This window comes from Chelativorans alearensis, from assembly GCF_010993735.1.
Taxonomy (GTDB): Bacteria; Pseudomonadota; Alphaproteobacteria; order Rhizobiales; family Rhizobiaceae; genus Chelativorans; species Chelativorans alearense.
In genome coordinates, this window is record NZ_WQNI01000002.1 from 416,253 (window position 1) to 437,347 (window position 21,095).

Sequence of the window (21,095 nt, forward strand, 5' to 3'; positions counted from 1 at the left end):
CGATCAATGAAGCGGTGCTCGGCCATCATGCGTCCAGACTGCCGGGCGCGCGGCCCGATGCGGCACGCCCTGCTTCCCTAGGATAACATCAAACGCGGCGAAGGCGAGGCGATACGGGCAAAAGATGCCTGCACGCGTCTTCACGACCGCGTCATCCTTGTCCTCGAATACTGTTACTTGCGGTCGACCGCGCCGACGTCAAGAAGCGGCGAGGCGTCGATGGTGCCGGCATTCAGCATGGCACCCACCTTTTCCAGCGCCGCCACGACCATCGCCTGCTCCCAGTCGGGCAGCGCCTCGAACTGTTTGGAGAACGTGCGCTGCAGCGGGTCCGGCGCTGCCTTGAGCATTTCCAGGCCAGCCTCCGTCGGCGCCACCCAGACGACGCGTCGGTCCTGCTCGCCGCGCGTGCGCGTCACCAGCCCCCGCGCCTCCAGCTTGTCGACCAGCGCCGTCGCCGTCGCCTGGCCGACGCCGGCTCTTGCGGCGATATCCTTCGGCGTAATGCGCCCTGCGGCAGCGACAATCTCCAGAACGATGAGCTGCGGCGTCGTCAGCCCGGTCGCGCGCGCCAGGGTTCGGGCATTGAGCTCCGTCGCCCGCAGGATGCGCCTGAGCGCGATGAGGCTGGTCTGGGTGCGGTTTTCCATGGGGTAGCTTCGTCAGAGAGAGATAACCCTTTGATAGCAGAAAAAAAATGCTTTGATTAGCGAATGAATTTTCGCCGCAAAATCAGACAGAAAGCGCGCTTTTTGTAGGCATCTGCCCAAAAATTGTGCCGTCACCGGTTGAAATATCATTCGTCAATCGTAATATCCGGCCCGCTCAGGAGAAGAGACCATGCATACCGGAAACATCGAACTTGTTCGAAAACGATCTGGTCGGATCGCCTTTCGCACCCCCCGCACCGAGGATGGCACCGCCGTCTGGCGCCTCATCAGATCCTGCGACCCCCTCGACGAAAATTCCCTCTACTGCAACCTGCTCCAGTGCGACCATTTCAGCGACACCTGCATGGTCGCCGAGCGCGTGGCCGACGGCGCCATCGTCGGCTGGGTTTCCGGCTATCTGCTGCCGGACGACCCGTCTTTACTCTTCATCTGGCAGGTCGCCGTAGACGAAAGCGCTCAGGGTGAGGGTATTGCCAAGCGAATGCTCAAAGCTCTCCTTTCCCGCGCGGCCTGTGCGGACGTACGCGGCCTCAAGACCACCATCACATCCGACAACGCGGCAAGCTGGGCCCTCTTTAATTCCTTCGCCCGCAGCCAGGGCACGGAGCTGAAGAGCGAGCCCTATTTCCGCAAGGATGCCCATTTCGACGGGGAGCACGCCACCGAGCACATGGTGACGATCGCGCTGCCCGAGGAGGCGCGCAACGCGGCCTGATGGGCGCGATGCAACGCCTCCGAGACATTCAACCCGAAGGAAATATCATGACGACCGTACGAACGGACGACAAAGCTATCTTTGAACGGCGCGAGTCCGCCGCGCGCAGCTATTGCCGCAGCTTCCCCGTCGTGTTCGAGAAGGCGCGGGGCGCCACACTCACCGGCAGCGACGGCCGCGACTACATCGACTTCCTCGCCGGCTGCTCGTCGCTCAACTACGGGCATAACGACCCCGACATGAAGGCCGCCCTCCTCGACTATATCGCCGGCGACGGCGTGGCGCACGGCCTCGACATGCACACCAGCGCCAAGGCAGCTTTCCTCGAGGCCTTCGAGCGCATCATCCTGGCCCCGCGCGGCATGGACCATCGCATGATGTTCATGGGCCCGACGGGCGCCAACGCCGTCGAGGCGGCGCTGAAGCTCGCCCGTAAGGTGACGGGCCGCACCAATGTCGTCGCCTTCACCAACGGCTTCCACGGCGTCACGCTCGGTGCGCTCGCCGCCACCGGCAACGGCTATCACCGCGGCGGCGCCGGCGTTCCGCTGACGGGCGTCACGCGCATGCCGTTCGAGGGCGCGATGGGCAAGGACATCGACACCGCCGATTTCCTGAACCGCATGCTCTCCGAGCCGTCCAGCGGCATCGAGCCGCCGGCGGCGATCATCCTGGAAACCGTGCAGGGGGAGGGCGGTCTGAACGCCGCCTCCCGCGAGTGGGTGCGCCGCGTCGCCGAGATCGCCCGCGCCCACGGCGCGCTCTTCATCGTCGACGACATCCAGGCGGGCTGCGGCCGCACCGGCCCCTTCTTCTCCTTCGAGGAGATGGGGGTGAAGCCGGATATCGTCACCATGGCGAAGTCGCTGTCGGGTTTCGGCCTGCCTTTCGCCGCACTGCTGGTGAAGCCGGATTACGATGTGTTCGGCCCGGCCGAGCACAACGGCACCTTCCGCGGCAACAACCATGCCTTCGTCACCGCGCGCGTGGCGCTGGAGAAGTTCTGGGAGGAAGGCGGCTTTCAGGAGACGGTGACGAAGCGCGCCGCCTACCTGGAATCGCGGCTCGCGAAAATCGCCGAACGCCTGCCCGCCGCCCGTCTGAAAGGCCGCGGCATGATGCTCGGCATCGACGTCGGCTCCGGCAAGCTGGCGGAAGAGATCTGCGCCCGCTGCTTCGAGAACGGCCTCGTCATCGAGACCTCGGGCGCCCACGACGAGGTGGTCAAGGTCCTGGCGCCGCTGACCATCGATGAGAAGACCTTTGCCCGCGGCCTTGACATCCTCGAAGAGGCCGTGAGCGAAGTTGCCCAGTCCACCAGAATTGCAGCGGAGTGAACGTCGATGATCGTGCGTGACCTGAACGAGGCCAAGAACACAGAGCGCCATGTCTTCTCGGAGGGCTGGGACAGCGTGCGGCTGCTCTTGAAGTCCGACGGCATGGGTTTCTCTTTCCACATCACCACCATCTACGCCGGCGCCGAGCTTGAGATGCACTACAAGAACCATCTCGAAAGCGTCTACTGCGTCGACGGCACCGGCTCCATCGAGGACTGCGCCACCGGCAAGGTCCACCGGATAAAGCCGGGCGTGGTCTACGCCCTCGACAAGAACGACAAGCACATTCTCCGCGCCGACGCGGACAAGCCCATGATCATGGCCTGTGTCTTCAACCCGCCCGTAACGGGCACCGAAGTTCACAAGGACGATGGCTCCTACGCACTGGAGGCCGAGTCGGCGTGAGGTGAAGCCACGCCGGCAGAAACCAAAAGAAGAAGGAGAAAAAGATGTCTGCAATCACTCATCCCGCCGACCGACGACAGGATCCCTACCCGAGCCGCCTGCCGGAAGAGCGCTGGCTGCCGCGGCAGGACAAGACTGTCTGGAGCCAGTGGCGCCCCGACGCGCCCCTGACGGCTCAGCAGGCCGACCAGTTCGACCGCGACGGTTTCCTGGTGCTCAAGGACCTCTTCACCGAAGACGAGGTGAAGGCGCTGATGGCCGAATCGGCCGCTCTGCGCGGTGGCGAGCGTGAATTGATGGACGGCAGCATCATCACGGAGCCGGGTTCCGACGAGGTGCGCACGGTCTTCAAGCTGCCCGAGCAGAGCCCGCTCTTCAACCGGCTGGCGCGTGACCGCCGCATCGCCGGCATCGCCAGCTTCCTGCTCGGCGACGAGGTCTACGTCCATCAGTCGCGGCTCAACTACAAGCCGGGCTTCACCGGCAAAGAGTTCTACTGGCACTCCGACTTCGAGACCTGGCACGCCGAGGACGGCATGCCGCGCATGCGCGCCGTCTCCGCGTCGCTTCTCCTCACGGACAACGACGCGCTCAACGGCCCGCTCATGCTGATGCCCGGCTCGCACAAGCATTTCGTCGCCTGTGCCGGCGAAACGCCGGAGGACAACCACAAGGCCTCGCTGAAGAAGCAAGAGGTGGGCGTGCCCTCGCACGAGGCGCTGACCAAGCTGGCGTCCGAGCACGGCATCCATGCTGCCACCGGCAAGGCGGGCACGCTGGTTCTGTTCGACTGCAACACGATGCACGGCTCGAACGGCAACATAACCCCCTTCTCCCGTTCGAACGCCTTCTTCGTGTTCAACGCCATGTCCAACCAGCTAGAGGAGCCCTTCGGCGCCAAGAAGCCGCGGCCTGATTTCCTGGCCGAGCGCGGCGAGGCCAAGGCCATCGAGATCGCTTCCGGCAAGCTGGTTTAGAGCAATTCCAGGAAAATCGGAGACCGGTTTTCCGTCCGGAATTGAGAAAAAACAAAGAGTTAGATCAGTTCATCGATTTCATGAAACGATGAACGGGTCTGGGAGAAAACGGCTCAAGCCATGACACAATTAGCGGAAGAGGAGCACGCCGCGGCGGATCGCGGCGTGCCGGCAAATGCGCCCCGTAGCCATACCGTCGAGAAGATCGGCGGGACCTCCATGAGCCGGGCGCGCGAGTTGCTCGACACCATCCTGATCGGCGCGCGCAAGGGCGAGGCGCTCTATCACCGCGTCTTCGTGGTCTCCGCCTTCGGCGGCATCACGGACAAGCTGCTCGAACACAAGAAGTCGGGCAAGGCCGGCGTCTACGCGCAGTTTGCCCATGCCGACAACGAGCATGGATGGATGGAGGCGCTGGGCGAGGTCAGCCGCGCCATGCACGACATCAACGCGGGGATGTTCGATCATGCCGACGACCGGAAGGCCGCCGACGATTTCGTGCGCGAGCGCATCGACGGTGCGCGCCGCTGCCTGATCGATCTGCAGCGCCTGTGCTCCTACGGGCATTTCCAGCTCGTCGAGCACATGCAGACGATCCGTGAAATGCTGTCGGCCCTGGGCGAGGCGCATTCGGCCAGCAACCTGACCCTGCTTTTGCGCCGCCACGGCGTCAATGCGTGCCTTATTGACCTGACGGGATGGCGCGAGGAGGCCCAGCCAAGCCTCGACGAGCGCATCGAAGCGGCCTTCGCAGAGGTGGATCTTGCGCGCGAATTGCCCATCGTCACCGGCTATGCCCAGTGCCGCGAGGGCCTGATGCGCGAGTTCGACCGCGGCTATTCCGAGGTCACCTTCGCCACCATCGCAGCGCTCACCGGTGCCCGCGAGGCGATCATCCACAAGGAGTTCCACCTCTCCAGCGCCGATCCGCGCCTGGTCGGGGCGCAGAACGTGCGCAAGATCGGCCGCACCAACTACGACGTTGCCGACCAGCTCTCGAACATGGGCATGGAGGCGATCCACCCGAAGGCGGCGAAGAAGCTGCGCCAGGCGGGCGTTCCCTTGCGCGTCGCCAACGCCTTCGAGCCGCACGACCCCGGCACGCTGATCGACGCCGAGTCTGCGGACAGGCCCGGCGTGGAGATGGTCACGGGACTGCCAGTCACCACGCTGGAGCTGTTCGAGCAGGATATGGTGGGCGTGAAGGGCTACGACGCGGCCATCCTCGACGTGCTGACTCGCCACCGGGTGCGCATCGTCTCGAAGGTGTCCAACGCAAACTCGATCGTCCACCACATCCAGGCGCCGCTGAAGACCGTTCGCCGTGTCGAGCGGGACCTGACGGAGCGCTATCCCTCCGCCCGCGTCACCACCCGCCGTGCCGGCATGGTGTCGGTCATCGGGCGCGACCTGAAGGGCCTCAACGTCATGCTCAAGGGGCTGACGGCGCTCTGTGAGGCCGGCATCGAGCCAATCTCGGCACAGGAGACGGGCCGCGGCGTCGACGTGCAGTTCGTGGTGGCGAGCGAAAGCCGGGAGGAAGCGGTGAAGACGCTGCACCGGGCCTTCGTCGAGGCCGGCGAGAGCCCGCGCCTGGCAAAGGCGGCCTGACGTTTCTCCGGCTTACCGCGCCAAAACGTCCTGCCACTCGGGATGCCGGCGGAACTGGGCCGCTGCGAAGGGGCAGAGCGGCCTGATCTTCACACCGTCCTTGCGCGCCGCCTCCACCGCATGCGCCACCAGCCCTTCGCCGACGCCTTGCCCCCGAAAGGGCGTCGGAACCTCCGTATGATCAATGATGATCTGGCTCGTGCCAATCCTGGTGAAGGTCATCTCCGCCTTCTCCCCGTCGGCGGCATAGACATAGCGGCCCTTTCCACCCAGATCCTCAAGATGGATACGCGACGGATCGAATGTCATTCGCCGGCCTCCCGCACGGCTTCGCCCGCGTAGGGAGCGAGGAAGCGCCTGGCGGCCGCCGGCTCCTCCGGCCGCACCTCGTGCCCACCCTCGTGCCACACGATCTCGCTCTCGGCGCCGGCGGCGCCCAGATGCGCCATCAGCCGCTCGGTGAGCGTCGGGGGGCAGATAGGGTCCCTGCGGCCTGCCGTCAGCAGCAGCCGGGTCTTGAACGTTTCAGCGCCGATGCGCGGCTGGAAGGGGATAAGCGGATGCATCAGCACCGCGGCATCGAACAACGCCGGATCGGCGAAGATGACCGAGGCAAGGATGTTGGCACCGTTGGAGTAGCCGAGGCCGAGGACGGCGCTCGGCTCCTGCGCCGCCACATGGGCGCGCACGAAACCCGCCATCTTCCCCGTCGCACGCGCAAGGTCGTCCATATCATAGACACCCTCGCCCGTGCGCCGGAAGAAGCGCGCCGCGCCTTCTTCGTCGACGTCGCCGCGCGGGGCGACGATGCCGGCGCCCGGCAACACCGTTTCGGCCATCGACAGAAGCTGGCGCTCATTGCCGCCCGTGCCGTGAAAGAGGAAGAGCAGCGGCCGGCCCGGCCCAGTGGGTGCGCTGTAATGCTGGTAGGCGTCGGCGGACATCGCTCTACTCTCCGATACGCGGCAGTTGGCTTTCCAGAAGGGGCCTGAGATGGGCATGCTGGCGCGGCAGCTTCAGCGCCTCGCCCAGATGCTCCACGTCCTCGTCGCGCGCAAAGCCCGGATCGTCGGTGGCGATCTCGAACAGCACGCCGCCCGGCGCCCGGAAGTAGATGGAGAGGAAATAGTCGCGGTCGATCACCGGCGTAACGCTGAACCGCTCCTTCACCAGCGCCTCGCGCACCGCCAGTTGCGCGGTGCTGTCGGGTACCGCGAAGGCGATGTGATGTACGGAGCCCGCCCCCTGGCGCGCCGCCCCCGCCATCCGGTCCGTCTCCAGATCGATGATATCGGCGCCGTTCCCGCCGGCGCGCACCATGCGGCGCAGGTTTCCTTCCTCCATGGCATTCTTGAAGCCCATCAGCTCCAGAAGTGCGCTTGTCCCTCCGCTGTCGTTAAGCGTCAGCGATGCGGAGTGGAAGCCGCGGATCGCGTGTTCGGCGGGAACGCCGGCGCCGGTCCAGGGCTGGCGGGCATCCTCTGCCACTTCCACCAGCGCGAAGCCGTCGCCGTCCGCACCGTCGAAATAAAGACGCTCTTCATCGAAGCGTGAGGCGCGCCGCAGCCCGCTCACCGCTTTGGCGTTGAGATGCTTCTCCCAGAAGTCGAGGCTGCCTTCGGGAACCGAAAAAACGGTGGTGCCGACCTCGCCCGCCCCGCGCGTGCCGCGAACGATGTTGGGGAAGGGAAAATATGTCAGCACCGTGCCCGGCTGGCCGATGCCGTTGGCATAGTAGAGGTGGTAGACATCCGGCGCGTCGAAATTCACCGTCTTCTTGACGCGGCGCAGCCCGAGCACCCTGGTGGCGAAGTTGTCGGTCCCCGCGGCGTCCTTCGCCATGGAGGTGATGTGATGAATGCCTTCGATGGTGTCGAGCATGATGCCGCTCCTTCGGTTGGATGGGTCCGCACGGCCCATATGGCGCGGCGCGGCCCGGCGCGGAAGGCGTCTGTCCGGATAAGGACTGTCTCCCTGCCGGCGACAGTGTCGACCTTTCCGCCGCTCGCGCCAAGAGATAATAAAGGCCCCGCGCCGGCAGGCGGCGCGGGGCCTCGTCTTGCGGCCGCAGGCGCGACCTCTAGCCTTACTGCATCTGCATGCGCATCTCGTCGCGCCGCTCAGCATACGTCGCTTCGTCGTATTCCGGCTGCGCCTCGAGTTCCTGCTGGGTGAACTCGGTGTAGAGATAAAGATCGCCGCCCTCGTCGGTCATGAAGGCCAGGTTGTCCATGCCGATGGCAACCTTCTTCTCACCGATCTCGAGGAACCCGCCGACATCGACGATCACCGCATCCACCTCGCCTTCCGGCGTCAGGACGACATCGCCGATCTCGCCGACGTTCTCCTCGTTGGCGCCGAAGACCGTGGTGCCGGTCAGGTTCTCCGCGCTGAGCTGTCCGGGCTCAGCCTCCTGCAGCTGGCTGCGATCGATGGCGCCGGTGCGGGTCGGGTCGGTCTTGTCCGCCTGACGTTCCTCCGTCATCGCTGCAGTGTCCTCGGCGGGACGGTCCTGGCGGTCCTCGGCCATGGTGGTCTCGCCTTCGCCGGCTTGGTCGTCAGGCGGGGCGGGGGCCTCGGCCGTGGTATCGCCCGTACCCATTGCGCCCTCGGCACCCTCGTCCGGTGCCGGCGCCGCGGCCAGGTCTTCTGCCGTGGCGGGCTTGGTCTCGGCGACGTCCGCATCGGCCGGCATCGGGCGATAGGCCGACCTGTCGAATTCGGGCTGCGCCCTCAGCGCGTCTGCCGTCGTCTCGACCACGAGCCAACGCTCACCGTCCTGCTGCTCCGACCACTGGGCGAGGTCGTATTCGAGCGCGACTTCCTTCTGGCCGATGCCGAGAAAGCCGCCGACGCCGACAACGATGGCTTCGACGTTGCCCTCCTTGTCGATCACGAGGTCGCGGACGGAACCGATATTCTCGGCGTCCTCGCCGGTGCCGTTGTAGACGGCCTCACCGATGATGTTGGATGCCAGATTGCCTTCCGCGCGGATCGTCATATCCACCGGCTGCTGATCCGTCGTGGTCGGATCGGCGGTGGGTGCCGTTGTCTGAGCGACCGCGCCGGTTGCAACCAGCGTAGCGATCGCGGTGGTCGCCAAAAGTTTGCGGATCATGATAAATCTCCATGTGCAGTTTTCTGTTTTCTGTACATGGCCGCGGAGTCGACCGACCTGATGCGCGGCCACTCCTCGTTTAAACGTCCATGCGCTCGAAACAGTTCCGCGACCGCCGACCATCGTTGCAGCGGTCTGCTCCCCGATTGCCCGCCGCCGCGAAATTCTCAAACGATCTTTCAGGCGACGTTCGTCACGTTGGTCGTGGAACTGGGACCGAAATCGCTTTCCCCCTCGATCCCGAGGATCTCCTGAAGCCGGGCCCGTGCACGGCTGACGCGGCTTTTGATCGTGCCCACCGCGCAGCCGCAGATCTCCGCGGCTTCCTCGTAGGAGAAGCCGGAAGCGCCGACGAGGATGATCGCCTCGCGCTGGTCTTCCGGCAGCAGTTCCAGCGCCTTGCGGAAATCGGTCAGGTCGGTCGAGCCCTCCTGGCTCGGATGCACGGAAAGCTGTGCCGTCATCGTCCCGTCCGTGTCCTCCACCTCACGCTTGCGCTTGCGCATTTGCGAGTAGAACTCGTTGCGCAGGATGGTGAACAGCCAGGCCTTCAAGTTCGTGCCGGCCTGGAAGCTGTCCTGCTTGTCCCATGCCTTGACCAGCGTTTCCTGGACAAGGTCGTCCGCCCGATCGGCGTTCTTCGCAAGCGAGACCGCGAAGGCCCGTAACACCGGCACCGCCGCCAACAAGCCGTTGCGGAAACTCGGTGATGGGGACATGCTCAATCCTCTTTCACCGCTGACTGAGGCTGTTCCTTCCCATCGAGTTCGCTTAACAACTGGCTGAAGCGGTCTGGAACCTCCTCCGAAATCAAGTCGGCATAATACTGCCGGAGCTTGCGGCCTATCTCCGAGTTGGGCCCCAGAGGGTCGGAACCAGAGCGTCGTTCCCCGGAATCTCGTTTCATTTCAGTCTTCTGATACTTCATGCCCATTCAACGCCCGTTTGGCACCCCGGTTCCGTACTGTCTTTCCGATCATGCATGTTGCCTGCGGTTACGCAAATTCGGACGGGAACGTCATGGAGACGAATTTGTTCCACCGCGGCGGGAACTTTTTAATGGCACCGGCGTTGAGGCCAGTCGTTCAGAATTTAGCTTCCATTCATCGAGGGAGACGAATTCAGCATGAGTTTGTCAGCGAAAATTGCCCCGCATTTGCCCTATCTGCGGAGGTTCTCCCGTGCCGTCTCCGGGTCGCAGACCAGCGGCGATGCGTTGGTCGCGGCGACCTTGGAGGCGTTGATCGCCGACACGTCGATCTTTCCCAAGGCCTCGAACGATCGCATTGCGCTGTTCAAGCTTTTCGCCAGGCTTTTCGGAACCCTCAAGATCCAGATGCCCGAGGCGCGGCCCACTTCCGCGTGGGAAGAGCGCGCCATCACAAATTTGTCCGCCCTCTCGCCACGGCCGCGACAGGCTTTCCTGCTGGTGGCGGTCGAGGGGTTTGGCACGGAGGAGGCCGCGGAGATCCTGGATGTGGAGGTGGGGCGCCTGAACGCACTTCTGAAGGAGGCAAGCGACGAGATTTCGCGTCAGGTGGCGACCGATATCCTGATCATCGAAGACGAGCCGCTGATCGCCATGGATATCGAGGAGTTGGTCGAAAGCCTCGGCCACCGCGCCGTCGGCACGGCGCGCACCCACCGCGAAGCGGTCGAACTCTTCCGAAAGACGAGGCCAGGCATGGTGCTGGCCGACATTCAGCTCGCCGACGGCAGCTCGGGCATCGACGCGGTCAACGAAATTCTGGAGGCCAACCCGATTCCCGTCATCTTCATCACCGCTTTCCCCGAGCGGCTTCTGACCGGGGAGCGGCCGGAGCCGGCCTTTCTCGTCACCAAGCCCTTCAATCCCGACATGGTGAAGGCGCTTATCAGCCAGGCACTGTTCTTCGGTCAGCAGGCAAAGGCGGCCGCGTAACCGGGCGGCCTCACGCGGCTACCTGCAGCGCACCGGGTCCCGGCACGGCACCGGGCGGGCATTTGCCGAGGATGATCATGCCCAGCACGTCGTCCTCGGTCACGTCGCCGGGGCGTGCCGTGCCGACCACTTGTCCGTTCTTCATCACCACCACCCGGTCCGCGAGGTCGAAGACGTCGTGGATGTCGTGGCTGATGAGGAAGATGCCGATGCCTTCCTGCTTGAGCTGACGTACGAGATCGGAGACCTGCGCCGTCTCCTGCGGCCCAAGTGCCGCCGTCGGCTCGTCCATGATGAGGATGCGTGCGTCGAAGTAGATGGCGCGGGCGATCGCCACCGACTGCCGCTGTCCGCCCGAAAGCCGGCTCACCGGCTCCTTGAAGCGCTGAAAGCGCGGGTTGAGCCGGCCCATCACCTTGCGCGTTTCCGATTCCATCGCCACGTCGTCGAGCGTCCCCCAGGAGGTCCTCAACTCGCGCCCGAGGAATAGGTTGGCGGCGGCGTCCACATTGTCGGCCAGCGCCAGCGTCTGATAGATGGTCTCGATGCCGTATTTCTTGGCGTCGCGCGGGTTGGCGATGTGCGCTTCCTCGCCGTTGACGTGGATCGTGCCCGCATCGCGCTTGTAGGCGCCCGACAGGATCTTGATGAGCGTCGATTTGCCGGCGCCGTTGTGCCCGACGAGCGCGACCACCTCGCCCGCGTGAAGGTCGACCGAGACGTCCTCGACGGCATGGATGCCGCCGAAGGCAATGGAGATGTTCTTCATCTCGACGAGCGGTGTGTTGTCTGCCATCGCGCCCTCCCTTACTGCGTGCGCTTGCGGTAGATCGTGTCGAGCCAGACGGCGACGACCAGAACCGCGCCGACAACGATGTTCTGCAGCGGCGTGTCGACGCCGAGCAGGATCATGCCGGTGGCGAGCGATTGCATCAGCACCGCGCCGATCATGGCGCCGGCGACAGTGCCCACGCCTCCACCGAGCGACGTGCCACCGATGACGGCGGCGGCGATCACCAGGAGCTCGTCGAGCGTTCCCTGCGCGTTGGTCGCCGCGTTGAGCCGCGCCGTCGATATGGCTGCGGCGATCGATGCAAGCACGCCCATGAGGATGAAGATCTTCATCACCACCCAGCGGGTGTTGATGCCGGCAAGCTCGGCCGCCTCTGGGTTGCCGCCGATGGCGAAGACATAGCGGCCGAAGCGCGTGCGTGTGGCCAGGAACGTCATGACGATGCCGACGCCGATGGCGATCAGCACCGGAATGGCGATGCCGTGCGCGATGAACAGCCCGCCTTCGGGAACGGGAATATTGTTCGCCTCGGCATAGCGCCGCGCGATGGCCGAGGGCAGCGGGTAGGCATTGGCCACCGCGACGGCGCCGAGGATGAGTGCGCAGCCGACGGTGCCCAGAAAGCCCTCCGCCCACAGCGGACGCAGGGGAAACTTGAACTTGCGCCTTTGCCTGCGCCCCTGGATCAGCATGAGAACGAGCGCCGCACAGGCAACGATGCCGATGATCCAGCTCCAGGTGGCACCGATCGAACCGCCGGGCCCACCGCCCATGAGGCGGAAGGTGGTGTCCATGGGGGCGATGGTGCGGCCGCTGGTGACCCACCACGCCGCGCCGCGCCACACAAGCAGCCCGCCCAGCGTGACGATGAAAGCCGGGACGCCGAGAAAGGCGATGATATAGCCGTGCAGTGCGCCGATGAGTGCGCCCACCAGGATGCCCACACCGAGCGCGATGATCCAGATGGCCGGATGGCCGAAATCCAGGAAGTCCGGCAGGAACGACACCTGGGTGACGGCCATGATCATGCCGACGAAGCCGAGAAGCGAGCCAACCGAAAGGTCGATGTTGCGCGTCACGATGACGAGCACCATGCCGGTGGCCATGGTGGCGACCGAGGCGGATTGGACCGAAAGGTTCCACAGATTGCGCGGCGTGAGGAAAAGGCCGCCGGAAAGCAGGTGAAAGCCGAGCCAGACGATCAGCAGCGCTCCCAGCATGCCAAGCATGCGCGTGTCGAGTTCAGTCGCCTTGAGAAACCGCGCCACTACGCCGTCTGGCGTCGCCGAGGCGCCCTGCGACGTCGACGCGTGGGACGTTGCATCCGCCATTCCGATCCTCCCTCACGGCCCCACCATACACCGCGCGGGGCTGATTATGAAAACGCCGCAGTCCGGTACGGACCGCGGCGTCTCGATTTTCTACGTGGCGCGTTAGCCGCAGACGTCGGCCGTGCCGGGCTGGACGCCCTGGCAGACGACATCCTTCGTCACCCAGCCGGCGTCGATGACGACGTTGAGGTTGTCCCGCGTGATCGGCACCGGCGCCAGGAAGACGGCATTCATCTCTACGCCGTTCGGGCCGTCGGACCACTTCACCGCGTTCTCGACATCTTCCATCGCCGTGCCCTCGGCAAGCTGGTTGGCGATCTTGGCCGCTTCCGTGCCGAGGTCGCGCGCGTCCTTCCACACCGAGACGGTCTGCGTGCCCAGCGCGACGCGGTTGAGCGCGGCATGGTCGCCGTCCTGGCCGGAGACCGGCACGGCACCGGCAAGGCCCTGCGCCTCGAGCGCAGCGACGACACCGCCCGCCGTGCCGTCGTTGGATGCCACGACCGCGTCCACCTCATTGTTGTTGGCGGTCAGGATCTGCTCCATGTTGCGCTGCGCGTTGGCGGGCAGCCAGCCGTCCGTATAGGCCTCGCCGACATTCTTGATCGCGCCGGAATCGATCGCTTCCTTGAGCACCTCCATCTGCCCCTCGAACAGGAAATCCGCGTTCGGATCGGCCGAGGAGCCCTTGATGAAGGCATAGTTGCCTTCCGGCTGCGCCTCGAACACCGCACGCGCCTGCATGCGGCCCACTTCCTTGTTGTCGAAGGTCAGGTAGAAGGCGTCGGCGTTCTCGATGAGCCGGTCATAGCCGACCACCGGAATGCCCTCGTTGACGGCATTTTCCACTGCCGGGCCGATGGCCGAGGAGTCCTGCGCCAGGATGATGAGCGCGTTCGCACCCTGGGAGATGAGCGATTCCACGTCGGTGAGCTGCTTGGCGGCCGAGGACTGCGCGTCGGCGGAGATGTAGCTGTTGCCATCCGCCTCGATCTGCGCCTTCATGGCGGCCTCGTCGGTTTTCCAGCGCTCTTCCTGGAAGTTGGACCAGGAAACGCCTATCACCTTGCCTTCGGCCAGCGCGGCCGTCGACAGCGACAACGAAAATGCGAGGCCCGCCAGGACGGCGGTCGTCATATTCTTCATGATTTCCTCCCAGGTGCCCGGAAAGGGCACGACAATTCTATTGCCTGTAACAAAGCCCCATTTTTTCGAGCTTCGAAAAAAAGAATGACTCACGTTTTCACCCGTGTCAATATGGCATTTCAGTCTGCCGGCGCGGGAGGAAATGCCGGTGCGGCCAAGGGAGGATGCGGATTGACGACCGGAATCCGCCATGACGAGATGCGCAAGCGCAATCGCGCGCTGGTGATCGCCGCCGTGCGGCGGGCCGACCAGCCGTCGCGCACGGAGATCGCCCGTCTGACGGGGCTTAGCCATTCCACCATCTCGGCCATCGCCTCCGACCTCATCGAGGAAGGCATCATGCGCGAGATCGGGCAGGGCGAGGCGGCGCCCGCCCGGCGCGGTCGCCCGCAGGTGGCGCTGGGGCTCGACCCCGAGGCCGCCACCGTCGTCTGTCTCCACCTGTCCTTCAACAGCCTGTCGGCGGTGCTGGTCGACTATTGCGGCCGCGTGATCGATACCAAAGCGCACCGCCTGTCGACGCTGACGCTCAGTCGGCAGGCGCTTCTGGACGCAGCGGTCTCCGCCGTGCGCGAGATCGCCTGCGGCCGCGAAGGCTTCCTGCGCATCGCCTTCGCCGTGCAGGGCATCACCGACGCCGCCGGCCGTCAGATGCTGTGGTCGCCGATCACCCCGCACAGCGACATCGCCTTCGGCCCGGAGCTGGAGGCGGCGTTCGGCGTCCCGGTGACGGTGCAGAACGATTGCAACATGATCGCCGCCGCGCTGCGCTGGCGCAATCCGGAACGCTACCGCGACAATTTCATCGCCCTCCTCCTGTCGCAAGGCATCGGCATGGGCCTGATGCTGAACGGGCAATTGTTCACCGGCACCCATTCATCCGCCGGCGAATTCGGCCACATGATCCACAGGCCCGATGGTGCCCTATGCCGTTGCGGGCGCCGGGGCTGCATCGAGGCCTATGCGGGCAACTACGCCATCTGGCGCAAGGCGCACGGCAAGAGCGCCATGGAAAAGCCGATCGCCGACATCAAGGCCGGCGAGATGGAGGCGCTGGCGGCAATGGCGCGCCGGGGGGACGGCCCGGCACGCCAGGCATTCCGCGAGGCGGCCGAGGCGATCGGCATCGGCATCGGCAGCCTCTTCGCTCTGATCGACCCCGCGCCCGTCGCCATGGTCGGCCAGGGCACGGCGGCCTTCGACATCCTGGAGCCGGAGATCCGTGCCGCGCTCGCCCAGACGGCCGGCGGCCAGCACGCCGAGGACGTTTCGTTCGAGACATGGCCCGACGAGGTGCCCTTCATTCAGCAAGGCTGCGCCATGACGGCGCTGACCGGCCTCGACTGGGAAGTTTTCGGCCCCGGCCTCCGCCCCGGCGCGGGCGGCAGAAAGCCCGAAGACGGGAGGGTCGTGGCATGAAGCGGGTCGGCCGTGTCCCGGCTCTCGCCGCGGCAGTCCTGATCGCCGCCGCAAGCGCGGCCGCGGAGCCGTGGCACGAGGGCGTGATATCGCGGCACGTGGACCAGGACGCCTTGTCCGGCACGCTCGACAAGGCGGCGCTCGAGGCTCTGCGCAAGCGCGGTGAAGAACTCTTCGTCGGCCACTTCACCCCCGCCGACGGCGTCGGCAGGCCGTTTGCCACCCAGGCCATCGTTCCGACCAAGCGCAAGCGTCCGCCCGAAAACGCCTTCTTCCGCTCCGCCGGCCTCGACGCCAACGCCTGCGCTGGCTGCCACAACCTGCCGGCCACCGGCGGTGCCGGCGATTTCGTCACCAACGTCTTCGTCTCGGAAGGCTTCGAAAGCGCCGATTTCGACAGCCTCGACCCGCAATTCTCCAACGAGCGGGGCACCAACCATCTCTTCGGCGCCGGCCTGATCGAGCTCTTGGCGCGTGAGATGACGGCGGATCTGCAGCGCATCCGCCGCGAGGCGCTGGTGAAGGCGCGCGGCGCGGGCAGCGCCGTCACGGCAAGGCTTGCGAGCAAAGGCGTCGATTTCGGCGCCATCGTCGCCGCGCCAGACGGCATGCTGGACCTTTCCGCCGTTGAAGGCGTCGATCACGACCTCGTCATCCGCCCCTTCAGCCAGAAAGGCGTGATGACCTCGCTGCGCCAGTTCACCGTCAACGCCCTCAACCATCACCACGGCATGCAGGCGAGCGAGCGCTTCGGCCTGCGCTGGACCGGCGAACCCGACCACGACGGCGACGGCGTGGAGGACGAGGTGAGCGCGGGCGACGTCTCGGCCCTCGTCGCTTGGCAGGCCGGCCTTGAGCCGCCGCTCGAGCGTGCGCCCGAGGACCCCGCATGGCAGGCGGCCGCCAGAAAGGGCAGCGCCGTCTTCGACACACTCGGCTGCACCGAGTGCCACCGCCGCTCCCTGCCGCTCCAATCGCTCTCCTTCGCCGACCCCGGCCCGCTCGACATGGCCGGCACGCTGCGCGGGAGCGAGCTTGCCGAGCCGGCCGTCTACGACCTCGCCCTCCTCGACTGGGCACGCGGCCTGCCGCGCAACGGGGAGGGCGCGGTGCTCGTGCCGCTCTTCGGCGACCTGAAGCGCCACACGATCGCCGATCAGGAGGTCGCCGCCCTCGGCAACGAGCTCCTCGCCCAGCGCTTCGTGGAGCGCAACGTCTTCATGACCGCCGAATTATGGGGCACCGGCTCGACCGGCCCCTACGGCCACCGCAACGACCTGCCGACGCTCGACGAAGTGATCCGCGCCCATGGCGGCGAAGGCCGCGCGGCGCGCGACCGCTATGTGGAAGCGGCGGAAGAGGAGCGCGGTGCGCTGATCGCATTTTTGCGGACGCTGGTGATTGGGCAGTGATGGATTTGCTCTTGGATAGATACGGCCGCATGGAGAAGGGGCGCTGCCTCCTCATCGCCCTTTCCCTTTTCATCGCCACCCCCGCCGCCGCCGGCCCCCTCAACGACATCCCCGCCATGCACGAGGAGGCCCTTGCCGCCGGCATCGAGCACGCCTATCGCGGCCCGTGGGAATATTTCGTCGGCGGAGGCGCCGCCTCCTTCGATTGCAACGGCGACCGGCGGCCCGATCTCTTCCTCGCCGGCGGCAAGGACCCCGCCAGGCTCTACGTCAACGAAACCACGGCCGGCGGTCCCCTGCGCTTTGCGGCGCGCGACACGGGGCTGAGCCAGCGCACCCTTGAAAAGGTGCTGGGCGCCTATCCGCTCGACATCGACAATGACGGCCATCTCGACCTCGCGCTCCTCAGGCTGGGCGAGAACGTGCTCCTGAAAGGCGGCCCGGACTGCACCTTCAGGCAAGCGAACGCGCTTTTCGCCTTTGACGGCGGCAACGCCTGGACCACCGCCTTCTCCGCGAGCTGGGAGGAGGGCAACGCCTTCCCGACGCTGGCCTTCGGCAATTATGTCGACCGTTCCGCCCCCGGCTCGCCCTGGGGCACCTGCCACGACAACGCCCTCTACCGCCCGGAGGCGGGCGAGGGCGGGCCGCGCTATGCCGAAAGACGCCCGCTCAGCCCCGGCTACTGCGCCCTCTCCATGCTCTTTACCGACTGGAACCGCTCCGGCACGCCCGATTTGAGGATCACCAACGACCGGCACTATTACCGCGGCGGCGAGGAGCAGCTCTGGCACATCGAAACCGGCCGCGCGCCCCGCCTCTTCAGCCGCTCGGAAGGCTGGCGCCACCTCACGATCTGGGGCATGGGCATCGCCGAAGGCGACCTTAACAGCGACGGCTATCCCGAATACGCGCTCACTTCCATGGGTGACACCAAGCTGCAGATGCTGGACGAGGAGGCCGAGGAAGACCGCCCCATCTACACCGACATCGCCTACGACCGCGGCGCCACGGCGCATCGCCCCTATATCGGCGAGGACCTGAAGCCCTCCACCGGCTGGCACGCCGAGTTCGCTGACTTCAACAACGACGGCCTGCTCGATCTCTTCATCGCCAAGGGCAATGTCGAGCAGATGCCGGATTTCGCGGCGGTCGATCCCGACAATCTGCTTCTCGGCCAGTGGGACGGCCGCTTCGCGGAGGCCGGCGCCGAAGCGGGCATCGGGTTGCCGACCAAGGGGCGCGGCGCCATCGTCGACGATTTCAACATGGACGGCATGCTGGACCTCCTGGTCGTCAATCGGGAAGAAAACGTCTCGCTCTTCCGCAATCTCGGCGCCAGGGCAATTCCAGGAAAAGCGGGAACCGGTTTTCCGCCCGGAACTGCGGCAAAGCAAAGGGCCGAAGCCGGGCCCACGCCCATGGGCAATTTCGTCGCCGTCGAACTCGCCCAGAAGGGCCCCAACGCAAATGCCGTCGGCGCGCTGATCGCCGTCAAATACGGCACGCGCACCGCCAACCGCACGGTGCAGGTGGGCGGCGGCCATGCTTCCGGCCATTCAGGCTTCGTGCATGCCGGCGTCGGCACCGCCGAGCGCGCCGAGATCCGCGTCAAATGGCCGGACGGCGAGTGGAGCCCGCCCTACCGCGTCTTCGCCAACAACTTCGTGCGCATCGAACGCGGTGCGGCGGAGGCGCGCTACTGGTATCCGGCGGAGTAGAGGGGTCTGTTTCTAGGTTGGCCAAAGGGAGATGCCTTCGCCCCTTCATGTGGATGGAGTCTTTAGTTCGGCTTCGCCGGACCCCCACCCTCAATCCCTCCCCTCAAGGGTGAGGGAGGCTTTGGCGCCTGGCACCAACATTGAAGCCAATCGCGCGACGCTGACGTCCCCCTCCCCCTTGAGGGGAGGGATTGAGGGTGGGGGTATAACGCCAGCCAGACCGCATGCACTTTCCCGCGCTCTTCAAGTGCACTGTAATACTAGGTTGGCCAAAGGCATCTCCCAACTCTCGATCCCGCGTATGCGCAGGACACCACCCCAACCTCAAGCCGCCGCATCACCCGGAACTGCCGGCTTGCGCCGCCGCAGCATGTTCTTGGCCGCCAACGCCGCCCCGCCGGTGATCAGCAGGCACGCGGCGAGGATGTTGATCGTCGGCTCCGCCCTGCCGGCGGCGATGAGGATCAGCGTCGACAGGAGCGGCGCTGCATAGCTCGCGGCCCCCAGCACCTGGATGTTACCGTGCTTGACGCCATAGTCCCAGGCATAGAATGCCGCCCCCACGGGAAGCAGGCCGAGGCCCAGAACGGCGAGCCATTCGCCGGCGCCCGCCGGCCACACCGTCTCTTCCAGGGCCAGGTGGCAAAGGGCGGAGAGGATCGCCGTGGCGGCGCAGAACCAGGTGACGATGCCGGTCGGCACGGCCTGGAAGCGGCGCGACAGGAGCGAATAGCCGGACCAGAAGAGCGCGCAGCCGCCGGCCGCCGCGTAGCCGAGCGCATAGCGGCCGTCGAGCGTGAGGCCACCTCCCTTGGTGACGATGAGGAAGGTGCCGAGAAGGCCGAGAAGCGCCCCGGCCACGTGGTGCCAGCCGAGCCGCTCCCCCGGCATCAGGGCCGAACCAAGCACGATGAGCAGCGGCCACAGATAGGCGATCAGGCTCGCCTCCACGGCCGGCGCGTTGCGCAGCGCGGTGAAGTAGAGGAAGTGATAGCCGAAGAGGCCGCCGATGCCGATGAGCCAGACGACCGGAGGAACGGCCTCGCGCCGGCGGAAGGCGGGCGACAGAAGCTGCGCGAGGCCACCGATCGCCGTGCCGACGGTGAAGGACAGCGCCGAAAGCTGGAAGGGCGGCACCTTGCCCGAGGCCGCGGTGAAGAGCGCCAGCAGCGCCCACATGGCAACAGCCGAAAAGCCGATCAAGGTGGCGCGCGCCATTTCCCCTCCTTCGCAACCACCCTCACATGGGACGCGCCCTGATGTGCACGGTTCCGATCTTCGTGGCAATGGTCGCCTCGACCGGAGAGTAAAGGTCGCGGCCCTCCACCGCTTCGAAGCCCACCAGAATCCGCGACCTGTCGCGCAGATAAGCGATGGAGGAGTGGCCCTTGCGGTAGCCGGCGACGGGCACGAAGCGCGCCCGGCAGGTAACAGCGGCGCGGGAGAAGGTCTCGCCTTCCGCCGCCGGCTGCAATACGAGGTCGGCGCGCGTCTCGCCGTCATAGACCTTGACCGTGCGCCGGCAGACCTCGGCCGCGTTCGATACGGGCAGAAGCAGCGCCGACAGCGGGTCGGCGACATCGGCCAGATGCTCGCGCGCCACCGGCACCCAGTCCTTGCCGCGCTTCTTGCGCTCGGGCCGGTTCTCCGTCTCGGCCACGCTCCCGTTGGCGAAGCGGATGGCCGTCTTCTTCGTTTTCCTCCCGCTCTTGTAGTCGAGCGTATATTCCTTCGGCTGGCTGGCGCTTTCGCCCATCCATCCGTTCACGCTCACCGTGCCGTCCGTGCGGTCGAAGATGCGGGCGATGCCGGCGCTGGCAAAGCGGCCGGCGATGGCAAACCCCCGGCCTTCGAAGCGGCTTTCCAGCACGGCGCGGCCGATCGGCAGCCCAAAGAGCGAGACGCTGTACTGCACGCGGTAGGACTCTCGCGCCGCCGAAAGCGGGCTGGCGATGCTTGCAAGCATGATGGCGGCAACGAGTGTGCGCGCGCGAAGCCTGGCCATTTCCTCATCTCCGCACCGGCGGCCTCCCCGCCAAGCCCCTCTCCCTTAGGCAAAAGCGGCAAATGGGGCGGATATGTGGAAGGAGCAGCGACAAGGGCCGCGAGATCGCCTCGACAATGCCCCACTCCCACGCCCTTCAGGCTTCGGTGGACGGGTCGCAGCGCCACCACTCAGGGTTGGAAGGGCGGCGGGCGCCCTTCACCTCAGCCGGCAATGCCTCGCCTGCGCGGGGATAAATTTCCGCCCCTTCAAAAAAACATTCGTTCCAAAACAATCGCTTATCATTTTTTTGCGCCGCCCAACCGCGCATTTTACCCCCGCTGCCCACGCCGCCCTTATCCTGTGCCCGTTCCTCCCGCGGGAACGTGGATCGCGACGGCGGTCTCGCGGGGAGGGGCCGGCGCCTCCGGCGGGCCGCTAACGTGGCGGCCGGCCCGGGGAGGCTCCGCCCAAGGGTTCCCCTGCCGCCACTACGGGCGGCGCGTGCCGGACGGTGCACTTTAAAAGGGAGCC

21 protein-coding genes are annotated in these 21,095 nt (G+C 65.9%); 9 read left to right on the forward strand and 12 right to left on the reverse strand.

Annotation, left to right across the window (positions count from 1 at the left end; genetic code table 11):
• Positions 1–173 precede the first annotated feature (173 nt).
• On the reverse strand, positions 174–650 hold the full coding sequence (locus tag GPJ75_RS04865; protein ID WP_163265673.1) for a MarR family winged helix-turn-helix transcriptional regulator: 477 nt from the start codon (positions 648–650) through the stop codon (positions 174–176).
• A gap of 190 nt (positions 651–840) precedes the next feature.
• On the opposite strand from GPJ75_RS04865, the gene ectA reads away from it, so the two are divergent.
• From ectA to GPJ75_RS04890, 5 genes are all read left to right on the forward strand, one after another.
• A complete protein-coding gene (gene ectA, locus GPJ75_RS04870; RefSeq protein WP_163265675.1) occupies positions 841–1,386 on the forward strand; it encodes a diaminobutyrate acetyltransferase in 546 nt (181 codons plus the stop codon).
• A gap of 47 nt (positions 1,387–1,433) precedes the next feature.
• A complete protein-coding gene (gene ectB / locus GPJ75_RS04875) occupies positions 1,434–2,723 on the forward strand; it encodes a diaminobutyrate--2-oxoglutarate transaminase (RefSeq protein WP_163265677.1) in 1,290 nt (429 codons plus the stop codon).
• A gap of 6 nt (positions 2,724–2,729) precedes the next feature.
• On the forward strand, positions 2,730–3,128 hold the full coding sequence (locus GPJ75_RS04880; protein WP_163265679.1) for an ectoine synthase: 399 nt from the start codon (positions 2,730–2,732) through the stop codon (positions 3,126–3,128).
• 44 nt (positions 3,129–3,172) lie between these two features.
• Positions 3,173–4,105, forward strand: coding sequence for an ectoine hydroxylase (thpD, locus tag GPJ75_RS04885; protein WP_163265681.1), 933 nt, complete (start codon positions 3,173–3,175; stop codon positions 4,103–4,105).
• Positions 4,106–4,225: 120 nt separating this feature from the next.
• Positions 4,226–5,716: an aspartate kinase gene (locus tag GPJ75_RS04890; protein ID WP_163265683.1), complete on the forward strand. Its 1,491-nt coding sequence runs from the start codon at positions 4,226–4,228 to the stop codon at positions 5,714–5,716.
• Between the two features lie 12 nt (positions 5,717–5,728).
• Here the strand turns inward: GPJ75_RS04890 and GPJ75_RS04895 are convergent, their stop codons facing one another.
• The 6 genes from GPJ75_RS04895 to GPJ75_RS04920 all read right to left on the reverse strand — a co-directional run bounded on the left by GPJ75_RS04895 (position 5,729) and on the right by GPJ75_RS04920 (position 9,762).
• The gene (locus tag GPJ75_RS04895; protein WP_159586119.1) at positions 5,729–6,025 is read right to left on the reverse strand and encodes a GNAT family N-acetyltransferase; all 297 of its coding nucleotides are present in this window, start codon (positions 6,023–6,025) and stop codon (positions 5,729–5,731) included.
• Entirely contained in the window at positions 6,022–6,660 is a 639-nt protein-coding gene (locus GPJ75_RS04900; RefSeq protein ID WP_163265685.1) for an alpha/beta hydrolase, read from the reverse strand. Before GPJ75_RS04900 ends, GPJ75_RS04895 begins: the two co-directional genes overlap by 4 nt.
• Before the next feature lie 4 nt (positions 6,661–6,664).
• Positions 6,665–7,597, reverse strand: coding sequence for a VOC family protein (locus GPJ75_RS04905; protein ID WP_163265687.1), 933 nt, complete (start codon positions 7,595–7,597; stop codon positions 6,665–6,667).
• 205 nt (positions 7,598–7,802) lie between these two features.
• Positions 7,803–8,834: a PRC-barrel domain-containing protein gene (locus GPJ75_RS04910; protein ID WP_163265689.1), complete on the reverse strand. Its 1,032-nt coding sequence runs from the start codon at positions 8,832–8,834 to the stop codon at positions 7,803–7,805.
• A gap of 179 nt (positions 8,835–9,013) precedes the next feature.
• Entirely contained in the window at positions 9,014–9,553 is a 540-nt protein-coding gene (locus GPJ75_RS04915; RefSeq protein ID WP_163265691.1) for a sigma-70 family RNA polymerase sigma factor, read from the reverse strand.
• Positions 9,554–9,555: 2 nt separating this feature from the next.
• On the reverse strand, positions 9,556–9,762 hold the full coding sequence (locus tag GPJ75_RS04920) for a NepR family anti-sigma factor (RefSeq protein ID WP_163265693.1): 207 nt from the start codon (positions 9,760–9,762) through the stop codon (positions 9,556–9,558).
• Between the two features lie 198 nt (positions 9,763–9,960).
• On the opposite strand from GPJ75_RS04920, the gene GPJ75_RS04925 reads away from it, so the two are divergent.
• Positions 9,961–10,755 carry a response regulator gene (locus GPJ75_RS04925; RefSeq protein WP_163265695.1) on the forward strand — a complete coding sequence of 265 codons (795 nt, stop codon included), beginning with the start codon at positions 9,961–9,963 and terminating at the stop codon, positions 10,753–10,755.
• A gap of 10 nt (positions 10,756–10,765) precedes the next feature.
• On the opposite strand, the gene GPJ75_RS04930 is transcribed toward GPJ75_RS04925, so the two are convergent.
• The 3 genes from GPJ75_RS04930 to xylF form a co-directional block, all read right to left on the reverse strand.
• Positions 10,766–11,551: an ATP-binding cassette domain-containing protein gene (locus GPJ75_RS04930; RefSeq protein WP_163265697.1), complete on the reverse strand. Its 786-nt coding sequence runs from the start codon at positions 11,549–11,551 to the stop codon at positions 10,766–10,768.
• Positions 11,552–11,562: 11 nt separating this feature from the next.
• Positions 11,563–12,879, reverse strand: a complete 1,317-nt coding sequence (locus GPJ75_RS04935; protein WP_163265699.1) for a sugar ABC transporter permease — start codon at positions 12,877–12,879, stop codon at positions 11,563–11,565.
• A 102-nt stretch (positions 12,880–12,981) separates the two neighbouring features.
• On the reverse strand, positions 12,982–14,025 hold the full coding sequence (xylF, locus tag GPJ75_RS04940) for a D-xylose ABC transporter substrate-binding protein (protein WP_163265701.1): 1,044 nt from the start codon (positions 14,023–14,025) through the stop codon (positions 12,982–12,984).
• A 171-nt stretch (positions 14,026–14,196) separates the two neighbouring features.
• Here xylF and GPJ75_RS04945 point away from each other — a divergent pair, with 171 nt between their 5' ends.
• The 3 genes from GPJ75_RS04945 to GPJ75_RS04955 are packed head-to-tail and all read left to right on the forward strand — an operon-like array spanning position 14,197 to position 18,577.
• Positions 14,197–15,444 carry an ROK family transcriptional regulator gene (locus tag GPJ75_RS04945; RefSeq protein WP_163265703.1) on the forward strand — a complete coding sequence of 416 codons (1,248 nt, stop codon included), beginning with the start codon at positions 14,197–14,199 and terminating at the stop codon, positions 15,442–15,444.
• The gene (locus tag GPJ75_RS04950; protein WP_163265705.1) at positions 15,441–16,856 is read left to right on the forward strand and encodes a cytochrome c family protein; all 1,416 of its coding nucleotides are present in this window, start codon (positions 15,441–15,443) and stop codon (positions 16,854–16,856) included. The genes GPJ75_RS04945 and GPJ75_RS04950 overlap by 4 nt, the downstream gene beginning before the upstream one ends.
• Positions 16,856–18,577 (forward strand): FG-GAP repeat domain-containing protein, encoded by a 1,722-nt coding sequence (locus tag GPJ75_RS04955; RefSeq protein ID WP_343036166.1) that lies wholly within the window; start codon positions 16,856–16,858, stop codon positions 18,575–18,577. The genes GPJ75_RS04950 and GPJ75_RS04955 overlap by 1 nt, the downstream gene beginning before the upstream one ends.
• Before the next feature lie 324 nt (positions 18,578–18,901).
• Here the strand turns inward: GPJ75_RS04955 and yddG are convergent, their stop codons facing one another.
• A complete protein-coding gene (gene yddG / locus GPJ75_RS04960) occupies positions 18,902–19,795 on the reverse strand; it encodes an aromatic amino acid exporter YddG (RefSeq protein ID WP_163265707.1) in 894 nt (297 codons plus the stop codon).
• A 22-nt stretch (positions 19,796–19,817) separates the two neighbouring features.
• Entirely contained in the window at positions 19,818–20,582 is a 765-nt protein-coding gene (locus GPJ75_RS04965) for a DUF3108 domain-containing protein (protein ID WP_163265709.1), read from the reverse strand.
• Positions 20,583–21,095 lie beyond the last annotated feature (513 nt).